Raw genomic sequence first — 23420 nt, forward strand, 5'->3', positions numbered from 1 at the left:
TAGGTATATGCCGCACACGAAGGCCAACAAATTGGCGACCGGCGCAATCATTCCGGCACGCGAGCTGGAGACGATCACTGGCAGGCACGTGTCGGTGCCGGCACCAGCCGGCCGGACGCACCTGCAGTTTCGCCGGTTTGCCGGGTGCCCGATCTGCAGCCTGCACCTGCATGCCTTCGCTGACCGGCACGAGCAGCTGGCTGATGCTGGGATCAACGAAGTCGTGTTCTTTCACTCGAGCGCCGACTCGCTGCGCGGCTACCAGACTTTGCTGCCGTTCGCGGTGGTCGCCGACCCGGACAAGGTGCACTACCGCCAATTTGGGGTGGAGGCCGGCTTGCGGGCCCTTGTCAGTCCCCGCGCCTTGTTGTCGGGGTTGCGCGGGCAACGCGCCGCCTCGAAGCGTCGTGCGGACCCGAATTACGCAGGCGTCGGAGCTAGTGACGGGACAACGCATTTAGGTTTGCCGGCGGATTTTCTCATCGATCCGAACGGAACGGTTGTGGCCGTGCACTATGGGCGTCACGCCGACGATCAATGGTCCGTCGACCAGCTGCTGGATATCCATCGCTCACTCGGGTAGAGCGACATAACACAGCGGGGTGGCGGCGATGAGCAAACACGAAGTGGTGGTTTATTGGCGGCCAGGCTGCCCGTTCTGTTGGCGGTTGCGCAAGGGGCTACGACGACGAAGGCTGCCGACGAGGGAGGTCAACATCTGGACCGATCCGGACGCGGCCACCGTGGTCCGCTCGATCGCCGACGGCAATGAGACCGTGCCGACCGTGGTCGTCGGCGACATCGCCATGGTCAACCCCACCGCCGCTCAGGTGATCGACGCCGTCCGCGTCGAGGCACCAGAGCTGCTTGACCAGCAAACCGGGACCTGGTGGTCCGTTCTCCGCTCGCGACTTCGCCACTGATCGAGTTGGATGGTTGCATGCAACTTCCGCAAGGGTTGGCCCGGTTCAATCGCCACGTCACCAACCCCGTTCAGCGGCTGTGGGCCGGCTGGTTCCCAGCTTTCGCGATCATCGAGCACGTGGGACGACGGTCCGGAAAGCAGTACCGAACACCGGTGAACGCGTTCCCCACCGCCGTCGACGGCAAGCCCGGTGTGGCGGTCCTGTTGACCTACGGGCCCGACCGCGACTGGCTGAAAAACCTGACCGCCGCCGGCGGCGGACGGATGCGCCGCAAAGGTAGGACGATCGGGATCACCGACCCGCACATCATGACCAAGGCCGAAGCGGCGTCGCAGGTCACCCCGGGTTGGCGACGCATCTTCGCTCGGCTGCCCTTCGAGCAGGCGATCCTGTTCACCCAGACCGGGTGACGCGCTCACCGCGATCCGGGAGCGGGCCGTCGGACTGCACGGCGGCCCGGCCAACGCTGTCGTCAACTTCGCGAGCCACACGGTCTCGCTGGTCGCACTGATCAGCAATGTGATCCGGGACGGAAAGCCCGTGGTCAGGGTGGCGTTCGACTCGATCGGGCGGTTTGCCCAGAGCGGGATCCTGCGCGACCGGATGATCCCACGCGTGCTCGCGGCGACTCCGGACTCGCCTAGCTGATCACCGAATTGACGGCCTAGGAGCACGCCATGAAGATCGCGATAATCGGCTGCGGCGCAACGGGTCAGTCAGGCAGCGGCAACAGAAGCATGGACGGTGGCCAGGGCGTCCGGCATCGCCGTCGCCGTCTCCGATCCCGTCGCGCATGTCCGGGCCTTCGGCGCCGGAATGCCCAACGCCAAGCCGTCGGCCGAGCGCGGGTCGGAGTTGCCGCGCCGGTGAACGCGACTCTGACCGCGCTGGTCAAATCCATCGAAAGACGCTGGGATACAAGCGAATTAGGTGCCGAATGACTCCGAACCAGCAACTACGCGCATGGGAACAGTGCGGCCGCCGCCACGGCGGTGCGCGCCCATTGCTCGGCAAATAGTCGGCACACGGTGTCCAACGCGGGTGACAGCGGTTCGATAGCCCTGGTAACCAGGGCCCGCTCGTCCGTGGCCGCCACCGGATGCCAATACACGCCCTCGGCGGTGACCGTCACCTCCGGAACGAGCGATTCGCGAGTGAGCACCACCCCTTCGGAGGCGACGCCCTCTAGCGCGATCGGCCGGACGAGTTGATCCTGGGCGGGAATCCCCAGTTCGTCCAGGAAGCCATGGAATGTGGCCAGCTCTCCTGGGCCGGGTGCGGCGATCGTCGCGGCCACGCGTACTCGGAAGCCCAGCGACAATGCCAAGCGGATCCCGGCAACGGCTTTGGCCCACGACCCGGCACCCCGGTGGGAGTCGTGCAGATCCGGTGTCGCCGAGTCCAGACTGATCTGCAAGGCGAGCCCAGACCTGGGTAGCGATTCGAGTACGCGCCGCGCCCGGCCCGTGAACACCATGCCGTTCGTCAGGACAGCCGTGGGCAGCGTGTCGACACAGGTCTGGATGATCGTGCCGATGTCGGGCAGCAGAAACGGCTCACCACCCGTGAGGAACAACTCGCGCACTCCCCAGTCCGCTGCTTCGCGGACTATCCGGGCAATTCGGTCTGCGCCGAGTTCGCGGTGCGGGGCCTGCGGCGACGAGGCGACGCAACAGTAATCACAGGACAGGTTGCAGTGGAAGTTGGTGTACAGCCACAGCCGCACGCCGGGCAACCGGTCGGCGCCGAGGACGCTCGCGGGGTCGGGCGGGTGGCCGCGTCGGACCACCAGGGTGCCGACTCCCGCCTGGTCCACGTCGGCACGCACAACGGTGTTTCCGGTTTGCACACACCACCGCTCGGCGAGCTCACGGTCCCGATCACCATAGACAGCGACCTCGGCGGTGGCTCCCTGCACAAGGCCACCCACCCGGCGCATCAGATCCAGAATCACCATCGTGGGTCGATACCCTGCTCCTCGACGGCCTCGAACAGCGGCTGATACCCGTCCAGGTGAGGAGGCACCCAGCGCCGTAGACCCTCGAGTTCGAGGATCTTTCGATGCTCGGGGTCATCCCAGCTCATCGCCAGCAACCGGTCGAGCCACGGCTGGTACCGGGCGGCGGGCAGCGTGTCCAGTGCGGTGAACATGCAGTGGCAATAGCTGTCGGTGCGCCACACCTCGGCCAGCGAATCCCCCATCAGCTCCTCGGCGCCCATCGCCACCCACGTGGAGCTGCCGATCGCCGCCACGTCGGCCTCACCGGCCATCACGGCGTCCACCGCGTCGAGTTCACTGCGGCCGGTATCGCCGTGTTTGCCAATGTCGGTGTCGAAGCGGATGACGTGCAGGTCCGACTCGGCTATCCCCGCTCGGCGCAGGTAATAGAGCGGCAAGATCGCGGCGTGCGCGGAGTCGGCGGACCCGAGCGCAAGGCGCTTCCCAGCGATGTCCTCGGGTGCCTGCATCCCGCTGCCTGGACGTGCCACGAACACGGTGGTGTAGTCCACGTCGGTATCGCGCTGGGCTAGTGCCGTGCAGTGCCCACCCGTTTGCAGCACGGCCCGCACATAGGCGAGGTTGGTGTTCCAGGCAATGTCGACGTGGCCAGCGATCAGCGAATCGACCAGCCTCCCATAGTTGGAGTAGAGCACGAAATCCATTTGCGTGTCCGGGCTTTCGGAGCTTTGGAAGTAGCTTCGAATTCCTTCCCAGATTCCGACGATGTTGGGCGTGTATGCGACGGCCCCGACGATCAGCGGTTCGCGTGACACGATCACCTCCTAGAACAGGGGCAGCCCGGTAAGGGCTCTGCCGTAGAAGTCGTACAACGCATCGGCGGTTGGTGCCATTACCGATCCTGCCCGAGCGTCACGGAACGCGCGTTCGATGGGCAGCTGCTTGGAGAATGCCGCACCGCCACACACTCGCATCGCCGACTCGGTGATGGTCAGTGCGGCGTCGTTGGCCGACGCCTTCACGCCCAGCACATTTGCCAATGTGGTGTCGTCGGGCGAACTCACGCTGTTGGCGGCCAACGTCAGATAAGCCTTCTGCGCGGCCAGGGCGGTGCCCATTCGGGCGATCTGAGCACGGATCGTCGGTAGCTCGGCCAGGCTCCCACCGAGATGTTCCAACCGGGCAGTCGCGACGTGCTCGACCGCGGCACCGGTGGCGGCGGTAGCCAGACCCAATGAGACAGCGGCATTTCCGAGATTGAACCACGGCAGCACTGTTTCCATCATCGTGCCGAGTCCGCCGCCCATCGCGCCCAGGCGATACGACGCCGGAACGCAGATATCGACAGACATTGGCGCAGAGGCATTCCCACGCAGACCCATCCCGATAAAGGTGCCCGACACCCGCAGACCTGTTGTGTCGGCCGGAACCGCATAGAGGTCGACGTCTCCCGCGACACCGTTTGCCGAACCGGCAGACACGACATAGACATCGGCGAACCCCGCCGAGGTCACCCAGCTCTTGTCAGCCCGCACGACGACGTCGTCACCGTCGACCGACGAGGTGGACACCGGTGCCCAGAAGTGCGAACGGGAGCCCCGTTCACTGAAGGCCAGTGTGCCGAGTTGCTTTCCGGAAGCCATGTCCGCCACTAGATCCGGTAGTCCTCCCGGGGGCGCCGCCGCGGCGGTGACAGCCGCTGCTACGTGCATCAGGTAGATCATTGCGGTCGATCCGCAGGCCTCCGAAAGCTGGGCGACCACTTCGGTGAATTCAACAGGGCCCGCACCCATTCCGCCGATATCGGAGGGCAGCACCAGACCTAGAAGACCACTCCTGCGCAGCGCATCGACAGCCTCAGCCGGGAATACGCCATCGGTGTCCACCCGCTCGGCGTGTTCTGCAGCGATGGAGAGAACCTCCTGCAAAACCTCCGGTGCGGCCATTACGCCCCTTTCGTGCGTCCGATACCGAATCCTGTTGTCACGCTTACCACCGCGGCGCAAACGAAAACAGCCGCAGTGGTGTTCGTCCCACCGAGCCACACCCCGGTCCTGCCGACTTGCAGATAGATGGAGACGGCGGCCACCGCCGCTACCACCGCCGCGGCGATCACGAGTACGCGCAAGCCGACTTTCGCCGCTGCCAGCATTGCCACTGCGACGGCCACCAATAACACGGCGCCGCGGAGGTTGTAGTCGCCGAGCGAGAACTCCAACGGCCTTACGCCGACGTTCGCGGACTGACCGCCGCCCGGATTGTGCCAAACGCCGATAAGGCCAATCAGCCCAAGCACGATCCCCCACCCAGCAAGCAGTCGCCGCGCCGTAGACCGGGCGACCGATGGACTGGTTGCGGCGCGCAGGGTATCCACGGCGGCATAGCGGGTAGACGCCGTGAGCAGCAAAACGACGTGGATGCCGATCAGCATCGCGTACGACCAGGGCCATTCCCCGGGCGACTCCGCCACCGACAGGCCTATCGCGAGTGACTGCCCGATTCCGATCAATGCAGCCAGCCGCACTGCCGTCCCCGTCAGCATTAACACCGCCAGCGCGGACTCGGCGAACAACACCGCCCAACCGAATGCGGTGAAGTTCGGGAGCACGAGGTGCTCGACCAGCCAGCTGAACGGTTTGAACACCGGATGTTCGATCGCAAGATGCGTGAAGTGGTATAGCCCACTGTTGCTGCGTTCCCCGAAATCCGGAGGCAACTTCCAGACGACGTTATAGAGCCAGATCAACCCGACCAGTAGCCGCAGACCGGCCAACGCGATCAGGCCGCTCGCTGCCGGAGGCGCCGTGGGAGAGAACAACAAATCCGTGCCGCGGCGAACACGAGCCATCGTCATTCGGGCAGTATCACACGCGAGGCAACAATTTGAGCGCGGCCACCAGTCCGGCGGCCAGCGAAGCCGCGCGGCGCGGCGTCGATCACTGGTTGGTTAACGCCGTGACCCGCCGGGTCAGTTCGGCCTCAGGCATCCGACCCGCTACGACTTCGATGCTGCCGTGCGGGCGGACGAACGCGTACGCGGGTTGCTGGGTGATATCGAATTTCGCCCAGACCGCCCCGTCGGTGTCGGCCAGTTGGGTGAATGCTTTCACCGGGTATTTGTCGACGAACTCCCGCATGGCCGGCACCTGGTCCAGTCCGGCCACCCCGACGAAGGTCACTTCCGGGTGTGACGCGGCGATCTGGCCGACTGTCGGGGCTTCGCCTTGACATGTCGGACACCAGGGCGCCCAGAACCACAGCACTGCGGGCTTGCCCAATAGGCTATCTCCGTGGAAGTCCTGCCCATCAATGGTTTTGGCGGTGAACTGCAGCCGAGCGGGTACGGTTTCACCTGCCAGCACCTGGCTCGCTCCCGCTGGGCTTCCCAACGGCGCCAATGTGGGTAGGGATTTCGGCTGCGAACCACACGCGGCGGCGATCACCGCCACAACCGTAAGTGCGCCTATCAAGCGGTGATGAGTCACCGCGTGCGTCCCAACGAGCGGTTGATCTCGATTAGTTCGTCGACCGACCATTGATCGTCGGCGTGACGCCCATAGTGCAGAGCCGCGACGGTTCCGTCGCGATCGATGAGAAAGTCGGCGGGCAAGCCCAGATGCGTTGTGCCGTCACCGAGTCCGACGCCCGCGCGATCGGGATCGTTGCGATGCAACATCGCCCCTGCCCCGCGAATGGCAGCCCACAATGCCCGTGGATGAGTGATTGCGCCCAAGCTTGTCTGCACGCCGAACTCGCGGTAATGCACCCGGTCGGGTGAAAGAACACCACTTCGGTGATCCCGCTGTCCGCAACCTCCTGATGCCGATTGGCGAAGCTGCGTAAATGCAGGTGGCAGATCGGGCAGCTTGCGAATCGTCGAAACTGCAGGTGTGTTCTTCCGGTCTCCGCCGGCACGTCCACCGCCTGGCCGTTGATGTCCTGCAGGCGACGGCTCGGAACGGTCGCGCCTCGTGTCAATCGAGTAGGCATGAAAGCACCGTACAGGTGGTGGTGCCCGACACGAACTAGTTTGTCGGCATGCTGACATTGCCTGAGAAAGGCTGCCGCACCAACGAACTACCAGATCCGACGGCCACGGTCGCGACGGCAGATTCGCCGCGCCGAACGATGACAGTTGATCGGCATACCGTCACGGCGTGCAACCTCGTCACTGCTCCCGGCCGACGCCGCCCGTCTCGCTCCCGGTACGTAGATTGACTGCGCGGTCGGTGTGTTCGTCACCGTGGCTGCGGTGGGCTGATAGGTAGCCTAGGCTAGCTACCACGAACGGCACCGCGTAGTTGAAGGCCACCCGCAACCAAGTGCTGGTGTCAGTCTGGCCGCCGGCGATAACCGATCCCTGGTTGACCGCCGAAAGCAACGTGCCGACGACGAGCGCGATGGGCGACGCGGCGCGAACGGTGTAGCCGCGCAGGAACATCCGCGTGGCCTCGCTGGGGCGCGACCACGTTGCGTGCGGGTGTCGAGGCATCTCTGGTCACCACCGGTTGGCCGCTATCAGCGCCGCGCAAGACGGGCTTGCATCAGCAGCACACCTAGCGTTGCGCCGAAAATCAGGTGTTCGATAACGAACGTAGGATAGCCGATCAGGGCGACCATATTCTGGATCCGATAGCCGGCGTCGAATACCACCGCGGCAATGCCGAAGAACTTCCGCTGCTGGACAACATATTTGACGCTCTAGTGTGCGAATGTGCGGTGTGCACCTTCCCGGATAAGAACGCCGCCGCCCACGAGTTCGCTCGAATCCCGCGTCCCGGTGGCCTGGCCGGCATCACCGATGTCACAATCACCGAACTGCTGGAATCCGCAGTCACAGCTCCCACCATCGTCCCCCGGCCGTGGGTTGTCCAGGTCGACACCGTGGCATCCCGTACGCTCACCAACGAACGGCTATGCGGCGATGGAATCTGGAACATCGCTCCTACCAACACCTTTCGCCGCCCACGATCGGGCGGACGGTAACTGCCCGCGATGCTGGCATGCGGCGTGGTGTCGGCGTCAACGACCTTCGCGGTCACCCGGCGACGAGAGCAACACCCTGAGACGGCGGCGCGTCGGGTTGACATTATCAAACAATCTATTGAGCATACGGATGTCTGGACCTGAGGACTGGGGCACCGGCATGCATGGTGCGAAGAAGCTGATCTTCGAGCAGTTCGCGCTGGTCGGGCAGGCGTTGTCCAGCGGTCACCGGTTGGAGTTGCTGGATCTGCTGGTGCAGGGTGAACGCAGTGTGGACGTACTGGCTCGGTCGGCGGGGCTGACGTTGGCCAATGCCTCCCAGCACCTGCTGCAGCTGCGGCGCGCCGGTCTGGTGACCAGCCGCCGAGACGGCAAACGTGTGATCTATCGACTCTCGGACCCGCAGGTGTGGGATGTGGTGCGCGCGGTGCGTGGGGCGGCCGAACGTAATCTCGCCGAGGTCGACTCCCTGGTGCGCGAGTACTACACCGACAGAGACAGCCTGGAGCCGGTCGGCCGAGACGAGTTGCGGGCCCGGGTGGCCGCCGGGGCCGTGCTGATCCTCGACGTGCGTCCGGCCGAGGAATACGCCGCCGGGCACGTGCCTGGGGCGGTCAGCATTCCCCACGACGAACTAGCCGAGCGGCTCGACGAACTCCCGTCCGGCGTGGACATCGTCGCCTGCTGCCGAGGACCGTACTGCGTATATTCCTATGACGCGCTGGAACTGCTGCGCCCCAACGGATTTGCCGCCCGCCGCCTCGACGGCGGGTTCTCCGAATGGCTGGCCGCCGATCTGCCGGTCGTTCGATCGTAACCAAGCAAGACACCAATCACTCGTCAACGGAAAGGTTCGATCCGATGACCATCACCGACCCCGCGGTATCCGCACAGGAAGCGGCCGCGAGCAGCTTGTTCGAAATCACCGATCACATCACGATCGATTTCACCGAAGGCGCCCGGACCGTCGACCTGTGGTGCCCGTCATCGGCGACGGCGCTTTTCAGCGCGTCCTGGACGTGGAGGTGACCAGCGAAGATCCCCATGACCTCACGCGTGAGCCGGAGTTCGGAAACCTGACGTTGTACAGCCGGCTACGCTCGGCGAAAGCAGCGAGTTGGTTCATCCGCTATGTCGTGGAACGGCGGGCGATCGGGCATGCACCGGACCCGGCACGGGCCCGCCCCTTGGGCACCGCGCAATTGTTCACTTCGTCGCACTGTGTAGGTCGATCGAAATCCCGGCTCGGTTCGTACTCGGTGAGGCCCTCGAGCAACCGCAGCCCGGTGCCCAGGATTGCGAGGTGTGCGGCTACCACTGCTGGACGGAGTTCTTCGTCGCCGGCCACGGCCGGCTACCCGCGGACTCCTCCTGCGCAACGAAGTACGGCACCCACGGCCTGTTCGCGAATCTGGAAGCAAACCGCATCGCCTGGTCGACCGGCCCTGACATCGTGCTGGCCCGGCCGCAGCGCGCTGGCCGGAACCTGTTCTTCGCCGGCCCCTTCGCCGAGGTTGACGGTAAAACCCATCCGGTGCAACGCCAAATCCGTTTCACCGCACTGCCGTAACCGGTCGGGCGGCTGAATTTGATCGACCGACTGTGATTGGTAGACATCGACCGACAGGCCGAAGGAAGGAACCGCACGTGGCGACAATTGCGGCGAGCCCCGCGCACAATGCCCTAGGCAAGGCCGCGCGACGGCTGCTGCCCCTGCTGTTCGTGCTGTACGTGATCAACTTCGTCGATCGTGCGAACATCTCCATCGCCGCCCTGGCGATGAACGCCGACCTGCACCTGAGCGCCACCGCGTACGGTACCGCCGCCGGCGTCTTCTTCCTTGGCTATGTCCTATTCCAGGTTCCCGCCAACGCGGCGCTGGCGCGCTTCGGCGCCGGTCGCACGCTCACCACGGTTGTCCTGGCCTGGGGTGTGTGCTCGGCGGCCACGGCCTTTGTCACCAGCGCGCACACCTTGTATGTGGCGCGGTTTGCCCTCGGGGTCGCCGAGGCCGGCTTCTTCCCCGGCGTCATCGCGTATCTGACCGTGTGGTTTCCCTGCGCCCAGCGAGCCCGCGCCGTAGCTACCTTCCTGCTGGCGATTCCGGTCGCCAACGCGGTCGGTTTGCCGCTGTCCGGACTTATCGTCGACCACGTCCATCTGGCCGAGCTACCCGGCTGGCGGGCGATGTTTTTGATCGAGGCGCTGCCCGCACTGGTGCTGGCGCCGCTTCTTCGGCGGCTGTTGCCCGACAGCCCTCGACGGGCAAGCTGGCTCACCGCGCAGGAGCGCGCGGAGTTGTCGGCCCAGCTGTCCGAGGACACCCCCGACTCGGCCGACCGGCCGGGCGGAGCCGGTTGGCGGCTTGTCGTATACGCCGTCGTCTACGGGGGACTGTATTTCGCGCTGTATGCGTTGCAGTTCTTCATGCCCCAGCTGGTTGCCTCGCTCGCACACCGCACATCCACCCTGACGGCCGCCACCCTGTCGGCTCTGCCCTATGGTGTCGCGGCTGTGGCCATGCTGGTCTGGAGTCGCCGCAGCATCGACCGCGCCGGCGCCCGAATCGGCCATATCACGGTACCGACGTTGGCCGCGGGCATCGCCGCGCTCGGTGCGGCTTTGAGCCCGATGTCACCGATGGTGACGCTGAGCTGGCTGACGATCGCCGTCGCCGGAATCCTTGCAGCCATGCCCGCCTTTTGGAGCCGTTGCACCGCAGCGCTGGCCGGTCCCCGGGTCGCCGTGGCCATCGCAGCGGTCAATGCTGTAGCCAGCCTGGCAAGCTTTGCCGGTCCTTACGCCACCGGCTACCTCAAAGACGCCACCGGCAGCTACCAGCTCGCTCTGCTTACCGTCGCCGCGGTGTTAGCCACCGCAGCGGCCTGCAGCTATGCAAAGGTGCCCAACGCCAGTGGGCTGGGCCGCCGGTAGTACCAGGCGGCGTCCGGGTTGACATCGCCGTTCACGATGAGGTTGTAGTAATGGGCCAAACCTTTCCACGGGCATATCGACGTGGTTGGGCTTTCGATCAGATGCTCCCGGTGCAACGACTCGGGCGGAAAAGTAGTGATTGCCCTCCGCACGGTGCGCGGCGCCTCGGCTATCACGGTCCCGTTCCACACAGCGCGAATCATGGACTCGGTCTCCTCAGGTCCTGCCGAACATTTCACTGTCGATAGTGCACTCGCTGGGCGTGCGCTGCACAGCCGAACTGTCATGGTGGTGACACGATCAGTCGGATCATCGGCGGATTGTTCGCCGACTGACATTCGCCCACCGCTTAGCGGGCGCACGGTGACGTGGTGGGTTGATCGAAGTCAACAGCTTCCAGGTGCAGGACACTAGCTGCGCGCCACGTCTGGACGCTTCACCACTTTGGCGACAAAATGCAGCACAACCACCACCACCCAGGACAACAGGCTGAGCCACAGCTGGGTACGCGCGGCGCGGTCGAACGCCATTTGCACCAGCACCGCGGTGATTCCGGCGACGGTCAGGATCGACAGCACCGGGAAGAACCACATCTTCACCCGCAGCTTGTCCGCAGACATCCGGCGGCGCAGCACAATCTGCGACAGCGCGATCAGCAAGTAGACGAACAAGATGACGGCGCCCGACGAATTGAGCAGAAACAGAAACACCGTGCCCGGTGCGAGCCAGGCCATGAGGACACAACCAAAGCCCACCGCCGACGAGCACAAGATCGCGATTGAGGGAACCCCGCGCCGGCTGACCCTGACCAGCTGGGCAGGCGCCTCGCGCCTGCCGGCGAGCACGAAGAGCATCCGCGAGGCGGTGTATAGGCCCGAGTTCAGACAGGACAGCACTGCCGTGAGCACCACCGCGTTCATGATCTGATCCGCACCACGAAGACCCATGTGCTTGAGTGCCGCGACATACGGCGAAGCACCGAGTTCCAACGAATTCCACGGCAGCACAACGACAAGCAGAAAGACCGAACCGACGAAGAAGATCACGATCCGCGCGACCACCGAGTTCGTCGCTCGCTGGATGGCATGCCCTGGGTTCCGGCTCTCGGCAGCCGCGATCGTGACGACCTCGGCACCGACCATGGAAAAGATCGCCACCACGATCGCGGCGAACACCGCCCCGACGCCGTTGGGAAAGAATCCGCCGTGCGAGTGCAGGTTGGAAAGGTCCATGTCGTGGCCGGGGAGGAACCCGAGGATGAAAGCCGCCCCCACGCCGAGAAAGATCATGATGGTCGCGACTTTGATTCCAGCGAACCAGAATTCGAACTCGCCGAAGGAGGTGACGGAGAACAAATTCGTCCCCGTCATCAACACCATCAGACACAACGCCAGCAACCACAGCGGCGCAGCGAACCAGTAACTGAGAACCTTCGCGCCGGCCACCGCCTCGAAACCGACCACGATGACCCAGAAGTACCAATACAGCCAGCCAACCGAAAACCCGGCCCAACCACCCAGTGCCTGGGCCGCATAGTCGGCGAACGATCCGGTCGACGGATTCGCGGTGGCCATCTCGCCCAGCATCCGCATGACTAGAACGATCAGCAGGCCGCAGACGGCGTAGGTCAGGAATGCGGCGGGCCCGGTCTCATGGATCACCACGCCAGAACCGACGAACAATCCCGCACCGATGACACCGCCGATGGCGATCATGTTCAGCTGCCGCAGCGACAGTCCTTGGTGCAGCTGCGAAGTGTAACTTGGCCCGGGGCGCTCTGGACCACTTGGAATGTGTGACCCAGGTCGGGGATGAGCTCGGCTTTGCATGCGCCGCATGACCGGACGCTAGCAGCTCCTGCCGCTCGCCGGCGCGCCGGCGATGAAAGTGCGGCCTGGATGCCTGCCAGCCCCAGTTGCTGTTTCGCCGGAAAACACCGGTTCTTATCCGGGAAATGTTCTAGCGTCTGTGTTGCCGGACAGGCTCACCCCAGGATCCCCGGGCCAGGTATGGGAAAACGACGGCTGAGAAAGAATTGACGTGATGGACTTTCCGGTGTTGCCACCTGAGATCAATTCGGCGCGCATGTATCTCGGTGCCGGGTCGGAACCGATGCTGGCCACGGCGGCGGCCTGGGATGAGCTGGCCGCCGAGTTGAGCGCCGCGTCCGCATCATTCGGCGCGGCGACCGCTGCACTGATCGAGGCGGCGTGGCAGGGACCAGCATCGGCGGCGATGGCGGCCGCGGCGGCCCCTTATGCGGGGTGGTTGGCTGCCGTGGCCGCCCAGGCGCAAGCGGCGGGCGGGCAGGCACGGGCGACGGCGACCGCGTTTGAGGCCGCGCGGGCGGCCACGGTGCATCCGGCAGTGGTGGCGGTCAATCGTGCTCAGCTGGTCTCGCTAGTGAGGTCGAATGTGTTGGGGCTCAACGCCCCCTCGATTGCGGCCGCCGAGGCCGTCTATGAACAGATGTGGGCCGCGGATGTGGCCGCGATGGTGGGCTATCACGGCGGCGCTTCGGCGGCGGCAACCCAGTTGACGCCATGGGAAGCACTGACAAGCCTGCCCGGCCTCAATCTCGGCATTGGCAACATCGGCAACTTCAACGTCGGCAACGGCAATAACGGCCTCGAAAACTTTGGCAACGGAAACCTTGGCAATACCAACATCGGCAGCGGAAACCACGGCAACTCCAACGTGGGCGGCGGAAACACTGGTGACCGAAACTTCGGCGGCGGAAACGCCGGCAGCCAAAACCTCGGCATAGGCAACAGGGGCAATGCAAACAACGGCTCCGGGAACTTTGGCAACGGCAACGTCGGCGACGGCAACAGGGGCAACTCAAACTTCGGCTCCGGGAACTTTGGCCACGACAACATCGGCTGGGGAAACGCCGGCAGCACCAACAAGGGCATTGCGAACACCGGCAGCGGCAACATCGGCTTATGGAACACCGGCAACGGAAACATCGGCATCGGGCTCACCGGCGACAACCAGGTGGGCATCGGCGGCCTGAACTCGGGGACCGGAAACACCGGCCTGTTCAATTCGGGCAACGGCAACACCGGCTTCTTCAACGCAAACACCGGAAACACCGGCTTCTTCAACTCGGGCTCCGGAAGCTGGGGCGTGGGCAACTCGGGCGAGTACAACACCGGTCTATACAACTCGGGAGCCTCCAGCACAGGCTGGGCAAACTCGGCCACCGCGAACACCGGCATCGGGAACTCGGACAACTGCAACACCGGCAGCTTTAACTCGGGCACGTTCAACACCGGCAGCTTCAACTCGGGCAGCTCTAACTCGGGCAGCTACAACGCGGGCAACGTCAACACCGGATTCGGAAACTCGGGTAACACCAACACGGGTGGTTATAACGCGGGCAATCTCAACACCGGCTTCGGATATACCGCAATTGGCATCGGCCCCAACTCGGGCTTCTTCAACAGTGGCTCGGGCAGCTCCGGCTTCTACAACATGGGCAATGGCAGCTCAGGTTTCCAAAACGCAGACGTCGACGCCTCGGGCATCAGGAACTCGACCCCCGCCTCGGGATACCTCAATTCGAGCGGGAACACCTCGGGTTTCTTCAACTCAGGCTTCCTCTTCAATTCGGGCTTCGGAAACTCGGGCTTCGGAAACTCGGGCGTCTACAACATCGGCACTTTCTTGGCAGGCTTCGGTCGCCGCTAACCGGGCTGTCAGTCCAGGCGGGTAGCCACCACGGCCCACACCGGCAGATGCACCCGGTGGTCCTGCAGCAGCGGGCCAATGGTCTGCAACTGCTCGAACAACGGTTGCATCCGCCCGACCATCTCATCCTGGTTTTCGGCGACAACCTTGTTCATGGCTTCGAACGTCTGCGGAAGGAAGCGGGCCTGGTAGGTAGTGCCGCCCAGGTAGTCCACCCGCCAGCCGCCCGCACCGAGCACCCGCTCGAAGTTGTCGGCCGGGATGCCCGCCCACTGGATGCCGTTGACGTTGTGCGGGCTGAACTCGAACATGTACAACCGTGCGCCGGGTTTGGTGGCGCGGTGCAGCGCTTGCGCATACCGGGTCTGGATGCCCTCGTCGCCCATGAACACGTGGTAGAACGCACTGTCCACGACGGTGTCGAAGCGTCCCTCGAACCCTTCCAGCTTGGTGGCGTCGGCGACCTGAAAGTCGACCTGCACCCCGGCACGCGCGGCGTTCCGCTTGGCCCGTTCGATCGCCGACGGCGAACCATCGATACCGGTGGCCGAATACCCATGCGCCGCATAGTGAATCGCGTGGTAACCCGGTCCGGTACCGGGGTCGAGCACCTCGCCGCGTATCGCGCCGTATGCCACCAGCTGTTGCACAACCGGCTGTGGCCCGCCGATATCCCACGGGATCAGCCCATCGGCCGCCGTTGCGTCGCCGTACAGCGGCTCGAAACCCGCCACACTCGCGTCAGTAGTCATTGTTCGCCTCGCTTCCTCGCGATAGTAGACGTATTAGTTCACTAAAAACCAAGCGTAGCCGAGCCCGTCAAGGAACACAATCGTCTACTAGAAAAAGGCGACCTAGTTCCGTCGGATTGCCGGGTCAGCAGCCCCGCGTGTCACGCCGTCATTACGAGTCCCTTGCGATCCGGCGTGGCAGGGCGTCAAACCCCCGTCGGCGCGGCATGATTGACGCTCGTGGCTGACCTGCTGCCCCGCCGCGCCGTGCTCCGGATGGGCGCCAGCGCCAGTGTTGGAGCAGCCGGTGTGTGGGCGCTGAGCGCGCTGCTGGACCCGGTGAAGCCGCATGCGACGCCAGCGCCGCAAAGTCCCGCCCCGTTCGAGCCGCCGACCGCGGGTAAAACCTTGCCCACCAAGCTGACCGGATCGTTCATCTCCGCGGCACGCGGAGGCATCAAGACCAACTGGGTGATAGCCATGCCACCGGGCCAAACCAAGATGCTGCGCCCGGTGATCGCCTTGCACGGCAAGGACGGCGACGCCAACATGATGCTCGACCTCGGTGTTGAGGACGCGCTGGCCCAACTGGTCCGCGAGGGCAAACCGCCGTTCGCCGTGGTGGGTGTAGACGGCGGGCCTAGCAGTTACTGGCACCGGCGCGCAGGCGGTCAAGACTCCGGCACCATGGTGCTCGAAGAGCTGCTGCCGATGCTGACCTCGATGGGCATGGACACCTCGCGGGTCGGATTCATGGGCTGGTCGATGGGGGGATACGGCGCACTGCTGCTGGGTGCCCGGCTGGGTCCGGACCGCACCGCCGGGATCTGCGCGGTCAGCCCCGCGCTATACATGACCTACATCGGCAGCGCGCCCGGCGCCTTCGACAGTGTCGACGACTGGAACCGCAACACCGTGTTCGGCCTGCCGGTGCTCAACTCGATCCCCATCCGGGTCGACTGCGGCCTGGCCGACCGCTTCTTCTTCGCCTCGAGCCAATTCGTCAGCCAGCTGAAGAAACGGCCGGCGGGCAGCTTCTCCCCCGGCGGGCACGACGTGGACTACTGGCGCCAACAACTACCGGGCGAACTGGCCTGGATGGCGTCTTGACGGTGGACCCGTCCAACCCGCCCCGCCCAGCGGAGCGGCGCATAGCGCGGACCGGGTTCCGCCCGGACATCGAGGGGTTGCGCGCCGTCGCGGTCATCGCCGTCGTCCTTTATCACGCGGGCATACCCGGCGTCGGCGGCGGCTACATCGGTGTCGACGTCTTCTTTGTCATCTCTGGCTTCTTGATCACCGGCCTGCTCTGGCGGGAGGTGGCAACCACCAACACCGTTGCGCTGGGCCGCTTTTACGCCGCCCGCGCCCGCCGCCTGCTGCCGGCCGCGGCCACCGTCGGCGTGGTGACCGCGATCGCGGCGGCGGTCGTGCTACCGCCGCTGCAAGCGCGGCGCGTCTTTGTGGACGGCATCGCCAGCGCCCTGTATGTCGGCAACTACCGGTTCGCCACCCAGGGCACCGACTACTTGGTCTCCGACCTGCCGCCGTCGCCGTTCCAGCACTACTGGTCGCTCGGGGTCGAGGAGCAGTTCTATCTGGTGTGGCCGGCCCTGATCATCGGTACGGCCTGGCTGGTACGACGGGTCCGCAAGGACACCAAGGGCACCGTGCCGTATGTGGTGGTCCTGGCACTCGTGGCAGCGGCGTCGCTGGCAGCGGCCGTCGTGTGGACCCGCACGTCGCCGACGTGGGCGTTCTTTTCGCTGCCCACCCGCGCCTGGGAGCTGGCCGCCGGCGGTCTGGTTGCGTTGTCGATCGGCCAATGGCGCCGGCTGCCGCTGTTGCCCGCGGCGGTCGCCGGCTGGGGTGGTCTGGCGCTGATCCTGCTGACCTGCACCCAACTGGGCCCGCACACTCCTTACCCCGGAACCTCGGCGCTGCTGCCGGTGCTGGGCACCGCACTGGTGATCGGCAGCGGTACCGTCACCGGCGGCATGGGAGTTGGTCGCGTGCTGTGCCCGCCGGTGATGCGCGCGATTGGCCGGGTGTCGTATTCGTGGTACCTCTGGCACTGGCCGGTGCTGTTGCTGATGCCGCCGCTGCTGGGTGATCCCGCGGGCCTGCCGGGCCGGCTGGCCGCGACGACGGTCTCCGCCGGATTCGCGGTGATCACCCTGCATTTGGTGGAGAATCCGGGTCGGTTCGCCGCGGCCCTGCGCCGATCGGCGAAGACCAGCCTGGTTGTGGCCGGCGCCGCCAGCGCCGTCGCCGCGTGCGCGTGTGCGCCGCTGCTCACGGCGATACCGGTGCCGGTGGGCCACGGGGCGGCCGCCCCCGAGGCGAAGATCGTCGCGCTACCCACGACCGCCGTCCCGCCAGCGATCAGTCCGCAAGAAGCCGCGGTGCAAACTGCGTTCGCGCAAGCGCGCGCCGCGGTGGCCGCATCCGCCGGCCTGCGCGCCGTCCCGTCGAACCTCACCCCACCGCTGGGCGCGGCACCGGGCGACAAGGCGCCGGTATTCGTCAACGGCGGCATGCGTTCCTGGCGCGACGTCGGGCAAAGCGAATGCGCCTCGGGCGATACCGCCTCGCCGACGACCGTGGCACTGATCGGCGACTCGCACGCCGCCATGTGGGACCCGGCCCTCCAACAGGTCGCCGAGCAGCGGCACTGGCGGCTGGAGACGATGGCCAAGGTGACCTGCCCGCTGCAGGATCTGCCGATCGTCAGCCCGTATTTGGGCCGCAGGTACACCGAGTGCGAACAGTGGCGCAGCCAGATCATCAGCCGCCTGCAGGCCGCGCCGCCGCGGCTGGTGGTGTTGAGCATGAGCCGTCGCTACCACGCCGACTTCAGCTTCGCGTCCTACGACCCGGCATGGATCGAGACCTTGACCAAGACGGTCGCGCAGCTGCGCAGCATCGGTGCGCGGGTTCTGATCCTGGGCCCGGTCGCCGATCCTCAATCGTCGGTGCCCACCTGCCTGTCGGCCCACTTAGACGATGCCACCGCCTGCGCGCCGGCCCGGTCGGTTGCGGTCAACGGCGACGGCACCGCCGCAGAGCAAGCCGCGACCGCCGCGGGCGGCGGTCATTATGCGGACCTGACCGATTTGTTCTGCAGTCCGGACCGCTGTCCAGTGATCGTCGGCAACACTCTGGTGTTCCGCGATGACAACCACGTGACGACCGAGTACGCACAGCTGCTGGCACCTGTTATCGGCGCGCTGGCCGATCGCGCCCTGTCAGAGTGAATTTATTCGCGAAATGAACCTCGCGGCGACGACGAACGTGTTAGGAATGAAAGAGCTTTGGAGGTTTGAGATGAGTCCGATGCTGCTGGCCTTCCTCTCGGTGGCCGCACCACTCGCCGGACTTGGTCTCATGCAATTGCAAGCGCGCCTTGAACGTTGGGACTACGAGCGGCACGCAGAAGACTGAAGCTATCCGCCAAACGCCTTGTGCGCCTGGCTGTTCAACCTCGCCCAGACACTCACCCTGACAACTGCTTGCGAATGAGCGGTGCGATCCGGTCCGCCAGATACGCGTGCCCTTCGTCGTTGGGGTGCACCCCATCAGCGCCGATCAGGTCGGGCCTATCGACAAACCATCGGTCCTCGATCGGATCGACGAACGCCGCTCGTGCTGCTCGGGCCGCGGCGTTGAGGACGTCGCGAATCTGCAGCATGGAGCCAGGCACGTCAGCGGTTGGCCATGGCGGTCCGATCACCAGGATCTTCGCGGTCGACGCCAAACGGTGAGCCAAATCGAAGGTCGCGCTGGCCCTTTCGGCCAGTAGCTCGGGATCTATTGGATGCAAGCCCTGGTCGTTGCGGGAGCCGAAAAATACCACCAGCACGTCGTCGGGGTGGACCGCCCTGGCCGTCAGATCCTCGAAGACGCTGCCGTGATCACCGGGCACGGCGTAGCCGGCTCTGCCCTCGGCTGCCACGTCGGCCGCGATCCGCAGGCCCCGCGCATCAAGCCGCTGCCAGGCGCGAGCGGTCCATGATTGCGGGCCCACGCCGCCCTCATCGGTGCCGGTTGTATAGGAGTCGCCGATCACTGCGACGTGGTTTAGCCGGTAATCCAGGGTCAGTGCGTCGTAGCCGCGCACGCGCCCCGGGTGCGGCGGATATTGCAAGACCACGCCGGCCAGCACAGTGAGACCCATGACGAACCCGGAAAGTCGGGCCAGACGACTCACTACCACCTCCACGGTGAACGGCTCCACAGTTGACGGGAAACGTGGCGGCAACCAAATCAACGGAATCGTACGAGGAAACCGACACGAAATTGCCGTCAACGCGTGTGATCTACACCAGCAGCTGGTCACACCGCGCGGGCCGAAACCCCTTCCAGCCCACCATCGATTTGGTGCAGCTTGGTATTGCCCGACTCCGCTGGCTCGGCCCTGGAGTCCACGGCTCTGACGTCGACCATCCGGCGCATCCAACGCCGGGCGGGCTCTTCGACGAAGTGATACAGCAGGATCGCGGCACCGACCGCGATCGCGAGCAGACCAACGACATTCCACTTCCACGGGTTGTCATGCGGCGTGAGCTCGAATTGTGCTACGGCCCATCCCCAAGCGGTATGCACCAGCTCGTGCACCATGTAGAGGCAGAACGAAATCTCCCCGCCGTAAACCATGAGCCGTGTCGACAGCAGCCCGGGCAGGCTGCCCACCCCGACCGCCAGCGTTATCACCAACGGAACGAACAGGACGTCAACCACTCCCCCGCTGTCCACGACTCCGGTGATCGGATATGTGTCAAACAGGTAGAGGATTCCCACAACGGCGACGATCAGCAGTGCGGAACAGTACCCGGCGATGCGCCGAGCGCGATCGGTCAGCCGCAACCTGCGCACGGCGGCAGCGGCCAACGCGCCCGCGATGAATTGCGTCACAATTCGCGGCAGCCAGCTCCACGGTGTGTAGAACTGGCCGCTGGCCAACAACAGCACTACTGGCGGCAACGACGCCGCTATGGCCAGCCAGATCAGGCTCCGCGCCCTCGTAGCATGCATCATCCTGAAAATCACCAGCACGATCAGACCGAAGAGCAGGTACGCCAGCCATTCCGCGCTGATCGACCAGGCCGGCCCATCCCAGCTGGACCCGTCGAAATACGGCTGAAACCACAACTGCACCAGCAGGACCTGGCGTATGTAGCTGGTCGCGGTGAGCTGACTCGCCTCGGGCAGCGGCACATGACCGACGTGGAGGGTGAGGATCACCAACACCGCGGCGAGGTGCAATGTGACCAGGTACACCGGCCACACCCTGGCCAGCCGCAGCCACAGGAAGTGCAGGGTGGCGCGCGCCGACCACGACCGGCCCATGCGGTCGAGGTAGTTCCAGGTCAGCACAAACCCGCTGAGAATGAAGAACAAGTCGACGCCCTGCGCGCCACAGTTCAGCACCGGCGCGAGGGCCTCACGGAAATCGGGCGACGCATCGTCCAACATCGGCCGGAAGTGAAACAACACCACCCACACCGCGGCCACGATGCGAAGTCCGGTCAGGGCCTTGATCTCTCCCTTGATTTCTCCGGTGCGCACAATGCTCTTTCCGGGCTCAGCCCGTTTCGGGCTCTGCTATTTGGTCCACCATCAGTTCGGCTGACCGGGCAATCTGGCCTTCTTGCAAGCCCCCCGACATAGCAACCGGCAGCCAACGCAGCCTAACAGCACCACCACCCGAATCGCCTCACGCGCGCGCGAGCACCCCCAAAGCCGCTTCTTAGCAAAGAGTTAGACGCGGTTTTCGGTCTCCTTAGATTTTGCGGGCACCGTTGACGACAAGTCTGGTCGGCGTTACGCCAAGGGGAATGGGGCTGCTCATGAGCATCGCGATCACCACGTCGAGCGCCATGGCTCGGCACGGAAACGGCATATACGACTGCAGTGGCGCTCAGGTTCGGGCTCACTGCCGCCACCTAGCAACCGTGGTGACCGTCCGAGGAATTGTCGACGCCGTCAATGTCGAGCGGGTCAGTGAATACATTCGGCGTTTCGTCCTCGGAAGTAATCCCGTGATCCTCGACATGAGTGACGTGAGTCACTTCGGTGCCGCCGGTATCTCACTGCTGTACATGCTCGATGAGGAGTGTGCCGCCGTCGGGGTCGAATGGACGTTGGTGGCGAGTCCTCCGGTCATGGAGCGGCTAGGTGACCCGGAAGCCGACGGAGCCGAGCCCATGTTTCCGACCGCGCGCTCAGTACACGATGCGCTGCACAACCTCGCCGACGCCATCGCCAGCCGCCGTCAGCTGGTGTTACCGCTCATCAGGAAGACGGCCTAGAGCGGCGCAGCCGGGTCATCCCCACCACCGCGAATACCCCGGCGACGGTTGCCAGCATCAGGGTCAGCACTAGCTGCTGCGGATGGTAGACCACCGATGTGGTGGCCGGCTGCCCGTCGACGACTGGCGCGACTACCACCGTGCTACGCGTGTACAACCAACTGATCGCGGTGGCGACCAGCGCGAGACCGGCGCAGCCAAGCTCAACTAGCCCTCGGTAGCGGGCGATCACTGCGGTGAGTCCTCCTCGTTATCGGCGACATCGGCGACCTCCGATGCGGGGCGGACCCGCTCCTCGACCAATGGCATCAGCGCCGCCCGAAGGTGGCGATGACGACGCGCCCATGCCTGCGCGGTGCGCCCCTCGGTCAGCTTCAGACCGATGCCAACCCGGCCACGCGGTAACCCGACCAGTTCGCCCAGCGCCCGCGCCGACTGCCACCTCGCCAGCGGCTTGCCGGAAGCCAGCGAATTCTCGGGCTCCGGAAACACTTTGACGATTTCGGACACCAGGACGGTCTCGGTGCCCTGGCGTAGGGCGTCCTCGGTCAGCTCAACCGAGGTGTGAATGCGCGCGGCTTTGACCTGCAGTCCGACGAACGCCGACACCAGCACCAGAAAGATCAGCGGAACCACCAGCGATACCGGAGCGCCGCTGGATTTCTGGACGAAAATCAGCGACACCGCCGACAGCGGCCCGGCCAGCACCCAATACCAGCTGGCGCCGCATTCGTAGAACAACGGCTTGGTTCTGGTGTCCCCCGCTGGCGGGTCCCCTGGCCTCATCGCAGCCTCCGTCATGACAGCCAGCTTGCCGCATCCGCGGCCCAGTAGGTGAGCACGACGTCGGCCCCGGCACGCCTGATGCTGGTCAGCGACTCCAGCGCCGCGGCACGCTCGTCGATCCAGTTGTTGGCCGCTGCCGCGCAAATCATCGCGTACTCCCCCGAGACTTGATAGGCGGCCACCGGCACCGACGAGACCTCCGCGGCGGCCGCCACGACGTCGAGGTACCCCAAGGCGGGTTTGACCATGATGATGTCGGCGCCCTCGTCGAGGTCCAGCTCGATCTCGCGCACTGCCTCCCTGGCGTTGCCTGGCTCCTGCTGGTATGTGCGCCGGTCCCCCGACAGGCTGGAGCTCACCGCTTCGCGGAACGGTCCGTAGAACGCCGAGGCGAACTTCGCGGCATAAGCCAGGATCACCACATCGATGTAACCGGCGGCGTCCAGGCCGTCCCGGATGGCGCCAACCTGGCCATCCATCATCCCGCTCGGTCCCACCACGTGTGCCCCGGATTGCGCTTGGGCCACAGCCAGTTCCACGTAGCGCTTGACAGTGGCGTCGTTATCGACCCGGCCCCGCGCGTCGAGGACGCCGCAGTGCCCGTGGTCGGTGAACTCGTCGAGGCAGGTGTCCGCCATCAACACCGTGGCGTCGCCGAGATCCTTGGACAGGTTACGCAGGGCGACGTTGAGGATGCCGTCGGGATCGGTGCCGGCCGAGCCCGACGCGTCCTTGTCTTCCTCGCGCGGCACACCGAAGAGCATCAGCCCGCCGACACCGGCGGCGACGGCGTCTGCGGCGGCGCTGCGTAACGAATCCACGGTGTGCTGCACCACGCCTGGCATAGAAGGGATGGGTCGCGATTCCGATATCCCGTCGGCGACGAACATCGGCAGCACCAAATGCCTAGGCTCCAAAGAGGTTTGCGCCACCAAGCGCCTTAAAGCCGGGGTGGAGCGGAGCCGGCGCGGTCGCTGCCGCGGGAAGGCACCCATGCTCATTCGTAGCCGCGAGCGTGCGCAAAATGCCAGCCCCGACGGCGTGTCGGAGTACAAACACGCACGCTCGCCGCACGGGGGTAGGCAGCCACTAG

General features: G+C 65.2%; 22 protein-coding genes and 6 pseudogenes. 13 read left to right on the top strand and 15 right to left on the bottom strand.

All coding sequences use genetic code 11. The features are described 5' to 3' along the window. Positions 1–7 precede the first annotated feature (7 nt). The 5 genes and pseudogenes from MSIMFI_RS02290 to MSIMFI_RS02305 all read left to right on the top strand — a co-directional run. Positions 8–583: a peroxiredoxin-like family protein gene (locus tag MSIMFI_RS02290; RefSeq protein ID WP_224770040.1), complete on the top strand. Its 576-nt coding sequence runs from the start codon at positions 8–10 to the stop codon at positions 581–583. A 28-nt stretch (positions 584–611) separates the two neighbouring features. Further along, positions 612–923: a glutaredoxin domain-containing protein gene (locus MSIMFI_RS02295; protein ID WP_191495974.1), complete on the top strand. Its 312-nt coding sequence runs from the start codon at positions 612–614 to the stop codon at positions 921–923. 17 nt (positions 924–940) lie between these two features. After that, positions 941–1336: a nitroreductase family deazaflavin-dependent oxidoreductase gene (locus MSIMFI_RS02300; RefSeq protein WP_191495975.1), complete on the top strand. Its 396-nt coding sequence runs from the start codon at positions 941–943 to the stop codon at positions 1334–1336. 13 nt (positions 1337–1349) lie between these two features. Further along, positions 1350–1565, top strand: a pseudogene (locus MSIMFI_RS27705) (mandelate racemase); the annotation flags it as partial. 72 nt (positions 1566–1637) lie between these two features. Then, positions 1638–1867, top strand: a pseudogene (locus tag MSIMFI_RS02305) (2-dehydropantoate 2-reductase); the annotation flags it as partial. 14 nt (positions 1868–1881) lie between these two features. On the opposite strand, the gene MSIMFI_RS02310 reads toward MSIMFI_RS02305, so the two are convergent. The 7 genes and pseudogenes from MSIMFI_RS02310 to nrtS all read right to left on the bottom strand — a co-directional run bounded on the left by MSIMFI_RS02310 (position 1882) and on the right by nrtS (position 7378). After that, positions 1882–2880, bottom strand: a complete 999-nt coding sequence (locus tag MSIMFI_RS02310; RefSeq protein ID WP_191497982.1) for an Rv1681 family radical SAM protein — start codon at positions 2878–2880, stop codon at positions 1882–1884. Continuing rightward, positions 2877–3701: an Rv1680 family SBP-like protein gene (locus MSIMFI_RS02315; RefSeq protein ID WP_191495976.1), complete on the bottom strand. Its 825-nt coding sequence runs from the start codon at positions 3699–3701 to the stop codon at positions 2877–2879. The genes MSIMFI_RS02310 and MSIMFI_RS02315 overlap by 4 nt, the downstream gene beginning before the upstream one ends. Before the next feature lie 9 nt (positions 3702–3710). Continuing rightward, on the bottom strand, positions 3711–4832 hold the full coding sequence (fadE16, locus tag MSIMFI_RS02320; RefSeq protein WP_191495977.1) for an Rv1679 family acyl-CoA dehydrogenase: 1122 nt from the start codon (positions 4830–4832) through the stop codon (positions 3711–3713). Beyond that, positions 4832–5734, bottom strand: coding sequence for an Rv1678 family membrane protein (locus tag MSIMFI_RS02325; RefSeq protein WP_191497983.1), 903 nt, complete (start codon positions 5732–5734; stop codon positions 4832–4834). Before MSIMFI_RS02325 ends, fadE16 begins: the two co-directional genes overlap by 1 nt. An 88-nt stretch (positions 5735–5822) precedes the next feature. Beyond that, positions 5823–6371, bottom strand: coding sequence for a protein disulfide oxidoreductase (locus tag MSIMFI_RS02330; RefSeq protein ID WP_191495978.1), 549 nt, complete (start codon positions 6369–6371; stop codon positions 5823–5825). Beyond that, positions 6368–6876, bottom strand: a pseudogene (locus tag MSIMFI_RS02335) (peroxiredoxin-like family protein). Before MSIMFI_RS02335 ends, MSIMFI_RS02330 begins: the two are co-directional and overlap by 4 nt. Before the next feature lie 178 nt (positions 6877–7054). Further along, positions 7055–7378, bottom strand: coding sequence for a nitrate/nitrite transporter NrtS (gene nrtS, locus MSIMFI_RS02340; protein ID WP_191495979.1), 324 nt, complete (start codon positions 7376–7378; stop codon positions 7055–7057). Between the two features lie 86 nt (positions 7379–7464). On the opposite strand from nrtS, the gene MSIMFI_RS02345 reads away from it, so the two are divergent. The 4 genes and pseudogenes from MSIMFI_RS02345 to MSIMFI_RS02360 all read left to right on the top strand — a co-directional run. Next, on the top strand, positions 7465–7872 hold the full coding sequence (locus tag MSIMFI_RS02345; protein ID WP_191495980.1) for a class I SAM-dependent methyltransferase: 408 nt from the start codon (positions 7465–7467) through the stop codon (positions 7870–7872). Positions 7873–8032: 160 nt separating this feature from the next. Then, positions 8033–8689, top strand: a complete 657-nt coding sequence (locus tag MSIMFI_RS02350) for an ArsR/SmtB family transcription factor (RefSeq protein WP_191497984.1) — start codon at positions 8033–8035, stop codon at positions 8687–8689. A 44-nt stretch (positions 8690–8733) separates the two neighbouring features. Then, a pseudogene (locus MSIMFI_RS02355) lies at positions 8734–9442 on the top strand (transglutaminase domain-containing protein). 77 nt (positions 9443–9519) lie between these two features. Beyond that, positions 9520–10764: pseudogene (locus tag MSIMFI_RS02360) on the top strand (MFS transporter); the annotation flags it as partial. Between the two features lie 17 nt (positions 10765–10781). On the opposite strand, the pseudogene MSIMFI_RS02365 reads toward MSIMFI_RS02360, so the two are convergent. Both MSIMFI_RS02365 and MSIMFI_RS02370 read right to left on the bottom strand, forming a co-directional pair. Then, a pseudogene (locus MSIMFI_RS02365) lies at positions 10782–11009 on the bottom strand (DUF427 domain-containing protein); the annotation flags it as partial. Between the two features lie 207 nt (positions 11010–11216). Then, positions 11217–12635 carry an amino acid permease gene (locus tag MSIMFI_RS02370; RefSeq protein WP_191497985.1) on the bottom strand — a complete coding sequence of 473 codons (1419 nt, stop codon included), beginning with the start codon at positions 12633–12635 and terminating at the stop codon, positions 11217–11219. 214 nt (positions 12636–12849) lie between these two features. On the opposite strand from MSIMFI_RS02370, the gene MSIMFI_RS02375 reads away from it, so the two are divergent. Further along, positions 12850–14499: a PPE family protein gene (locus tag MSIMFI_RS02375; protein ID WP_191495983.1), complete on the top strand. Its 1650-nt coding sequence runs from the start codon at positions 12850–12852 to the stop codon at positions 14497–14499. A gap of 8 nt (positions 14500–14507) precedes the next feature. Here the strand turns inward: MSIMFI_RS02375 and MSIMFI_RS02380 are convergent, their stop codons facing one another. Further along, positions 14508–15251, bottom strand: a complete 744-nt coding sequence (locus tag MSIMFI_RS02380) for a class I SAM-dependent methyltransferase (RefSeq protein ID WP_191495984.1) — start codon at positions 15249–15251, stop codon at positions 14508–14510. A 255-nt stretch (positions 15252–15506) separates the two neighbouring features. Here MSIMFI_RS02380 and MSIMFI_RS02385 point away from each other — a divergent pair, with 255 nt between their 5' ends. Then, on the top strand, positions 15507–16340 hold the full coding sequence (locus tag MSIMFI_RS02385) for an alpha/beta hydrolase (protein WP_191497986.1): 834 nt from the start codon (positions 15507–15509) through the stop codon (positions 16338–16340). Next, the gene (locus MSIMFI_RS02390) at positions 16337–18487 is read left to right on the top strand and encodes an acyltransferase family protein (protein WP_396819318.1); all 2151 of its coding nucleotides are present in this window, start codon (positions 16337–16339) and stop codon (positions 18485–18487) included. The genes MSIMFI_RS02385 and MSIMFI_RS02390 overlap by 4 nt, the downstream gene beginning before the upstream one ends. Before the next feature lie 239 nt (positions 18488–18726). On the opposite strand, the gene MSIMFI_RS02400 is transcribed toward MSIMFI_RS02390, so the two are convergent. Next, positions 18727–19431, bottom strand: a complete 705-nt coding sequence (locus tag MSIMFI_RS02400) for an Rv0518 family GDSL lipase (protein WP_191497988.1) — start codon at positions 19429–19431, stop codon at positions 18727–18729. 134 nt (positions 19432–19565) lie between these two features. Beyond that, complete coding sequence (locus tag MSIMFI_RS02405) at positions 19566–20798, bottom strand: acyltransferase family protein (protein ID WP_191495985.1); 1233 nt, start codon at positions 20796–20798, stop codon at positions 19566–19568. A 281-nt stretch (positions 20799–21079) separates the two neighbouring features. Here MSIMFI_RS02405 and MSIMFI_RS02410 point away from each other — a divergent pair, with 281 nt between their 5' ends. Continuing rightward, positions 21080–21541, top strand: coding sequence for an STAS domain-containing protein (locus MSIMFI_RS02410; RefSeq protein WP_191495986.1), 462 nt, complete (start codon positions 21080–21082; stop codon positions 21539–21541). Here the strand turns inward: MSIMFI_RS02410 and MSIMFI_RS02415 are convergent. The 3 genes from MSIMFI_RS02415 to hemB are packed head-to-tail and all read right to left on the bottom strand — an operon-like array spanning position 21525 to position 23328. Continuing rightward, entirely contained in the window at positions 21525–21773 is a 249-nt protein-coding gene (locus MSIMFI_RS02415; protein WP_191495987.1) for a hypothetical protein, read from the bottom strand. The genes MSIMFI_RS02410 and MSIMFI_RS02415 overlap by 17 nt on opposite strands. Further along, positions 21770–22327, bottom strand: a complete 558-nt coding sequence (locus MSIMFI_RS02420; RefSeq protein WP_191495988.1) for a DUF3093 domain-containing protein — start codon at positions 22325–22327, stop codon at positions 21770–21772. Before MSIMFI_RS02420 ends, MSIMFI_RS02415 begins: the two co-directional genes overlap by 4 nt. A gap of 11 nt (positions 22328–22338) precedes the next feature. Further along, positions 22339–23328, bottom strand: a complete 990-nt coding sequence (gene hemB, locus MSIMFI_RS02425) for a porphobilinogen synthase (protein ID WP_191495989.1) — start codon at positions 23326–23328, stop codon at positions 22339–22341. Between the last annotated feature and the right edge of the window lie 92 nt (positions 23329–23420).

The organism is Mycobacterium simulans (assembly GCF_900232995.1).
GTDB lineage: Bacteria > Actinomycetota > Actinomycetes > Mycobacteriales > Mycobacteriaceae > Mycobacterium > Mycobacterium simulans.

What these genes read in the sequence shown, in the direction of transcription:
- MSIMFI_RS02375 (WP_191495983.1), top strand. Translation starts at nt 12,850, where the DNA reads ATGGACTTTCCGGTGTTGCCACCTGAGATCAATTCGGCGCGCATGTAT.
- MSIMFI_RS02370 (WP_191497985.1), bottom strand. Translation starts at nt 12,635, where the DNA reads ATGCAAAGCCGAGCTCATCCCCGACCTGGGTCACACATTCCAAGTGGT.
- MSIMFI_RS02295 (WP_191495974.1), top strand. Translation starts at nt 612, where the DNA reads ATGAGCAAACACGAAGTGGTGGTTTATTGGCGGCCAGGCTGCCCGTTC.
- MSIMFI_RS02385 (WP_191497986.1), top strand. Translation starts at nt 15,507, where the DNA reads ATGGGCGCCAGCGCCAGTGTTGGAGCAGCCGGTGTGTGGGCGCTGAGC.
- MSIMFI_RS02290 (WP_224770040.1), top strand. Translation starts at nt 8, where the DNA reads ATGCCGCACACGAAGGCCAACAAATTGGCGACCGGCGCAATCATTCCG.
- fadE16 (WP_191495977.1), bottom strand. Translation starts at nt 4,832, where the DNA reads ATGGCCGCACCGGAGGTTTTGCAGGAGGTTCTCTCCATCGCTGCAGAA.
- MSIMFI_RS02325 (WP_191497983.1), bottom strand. Translation starts at nt 5,734, where the DNA reads ATGGCTCGTGTTCGCCGCGGCACGGATTTGTTGTTCTCTCCCACGGCG.
- nrtS (WP_191495979.1), bottom strand. Translation starts at nt 7,378, where the DNA reads ATGCCTCGACACCCGCACGCAACGTGGTCGCGCCCCAGCGAGGCCACG.
- hemB (WP_191495989.1), bottom strand. Translation starts at nt 23,328, where the DNA reads ATGAGCATGGGTGCCTTCCCGCGGCAGCGACCGCGCCGGCTCCGCTCC.
- MSIMFI_RS02350 (WP_191497984.1), top strand. Translation starts at nt 8,033, where the DNA reads ATGCATGGTGCGAAGAAGCTGATCTTCGAGCAGTTCGCGCTGGTCGGG.
- MSIMFI_RS02410 (WP_191495986.1), top strand. Translation starts at nt 21,080, where the DNA reads ATGAGCATCGCGATCACCACGTCGAGCGCCATGGCTCGGCACGGAAAC.
- MSIMFI_RS02380 (WP_191495984.1), bottom strand. Translation starts at nt 15,251, where the DNA reads ATGACTACTGACGCGAGTGTGGCGGGTTTCGAGCCGCTGTACGGCGAC.
- MSIMFI_RS02420 (WP_191495988.1), bottom strand. Translation starts at nt 22,327, where the DNA reads ATGAGGCCAGGGGACCCGCCAGCGGGGGACACCAGAACCAAGCCGTTG.
- MSIMFI_RS02300 (WP_191495975.1), top strand. Translation starts at nt 941, where the DNA reads ATGCAACTTCCGCAAGGGTTGGCCCGGTTCAATCGCCACGTCACCAAC.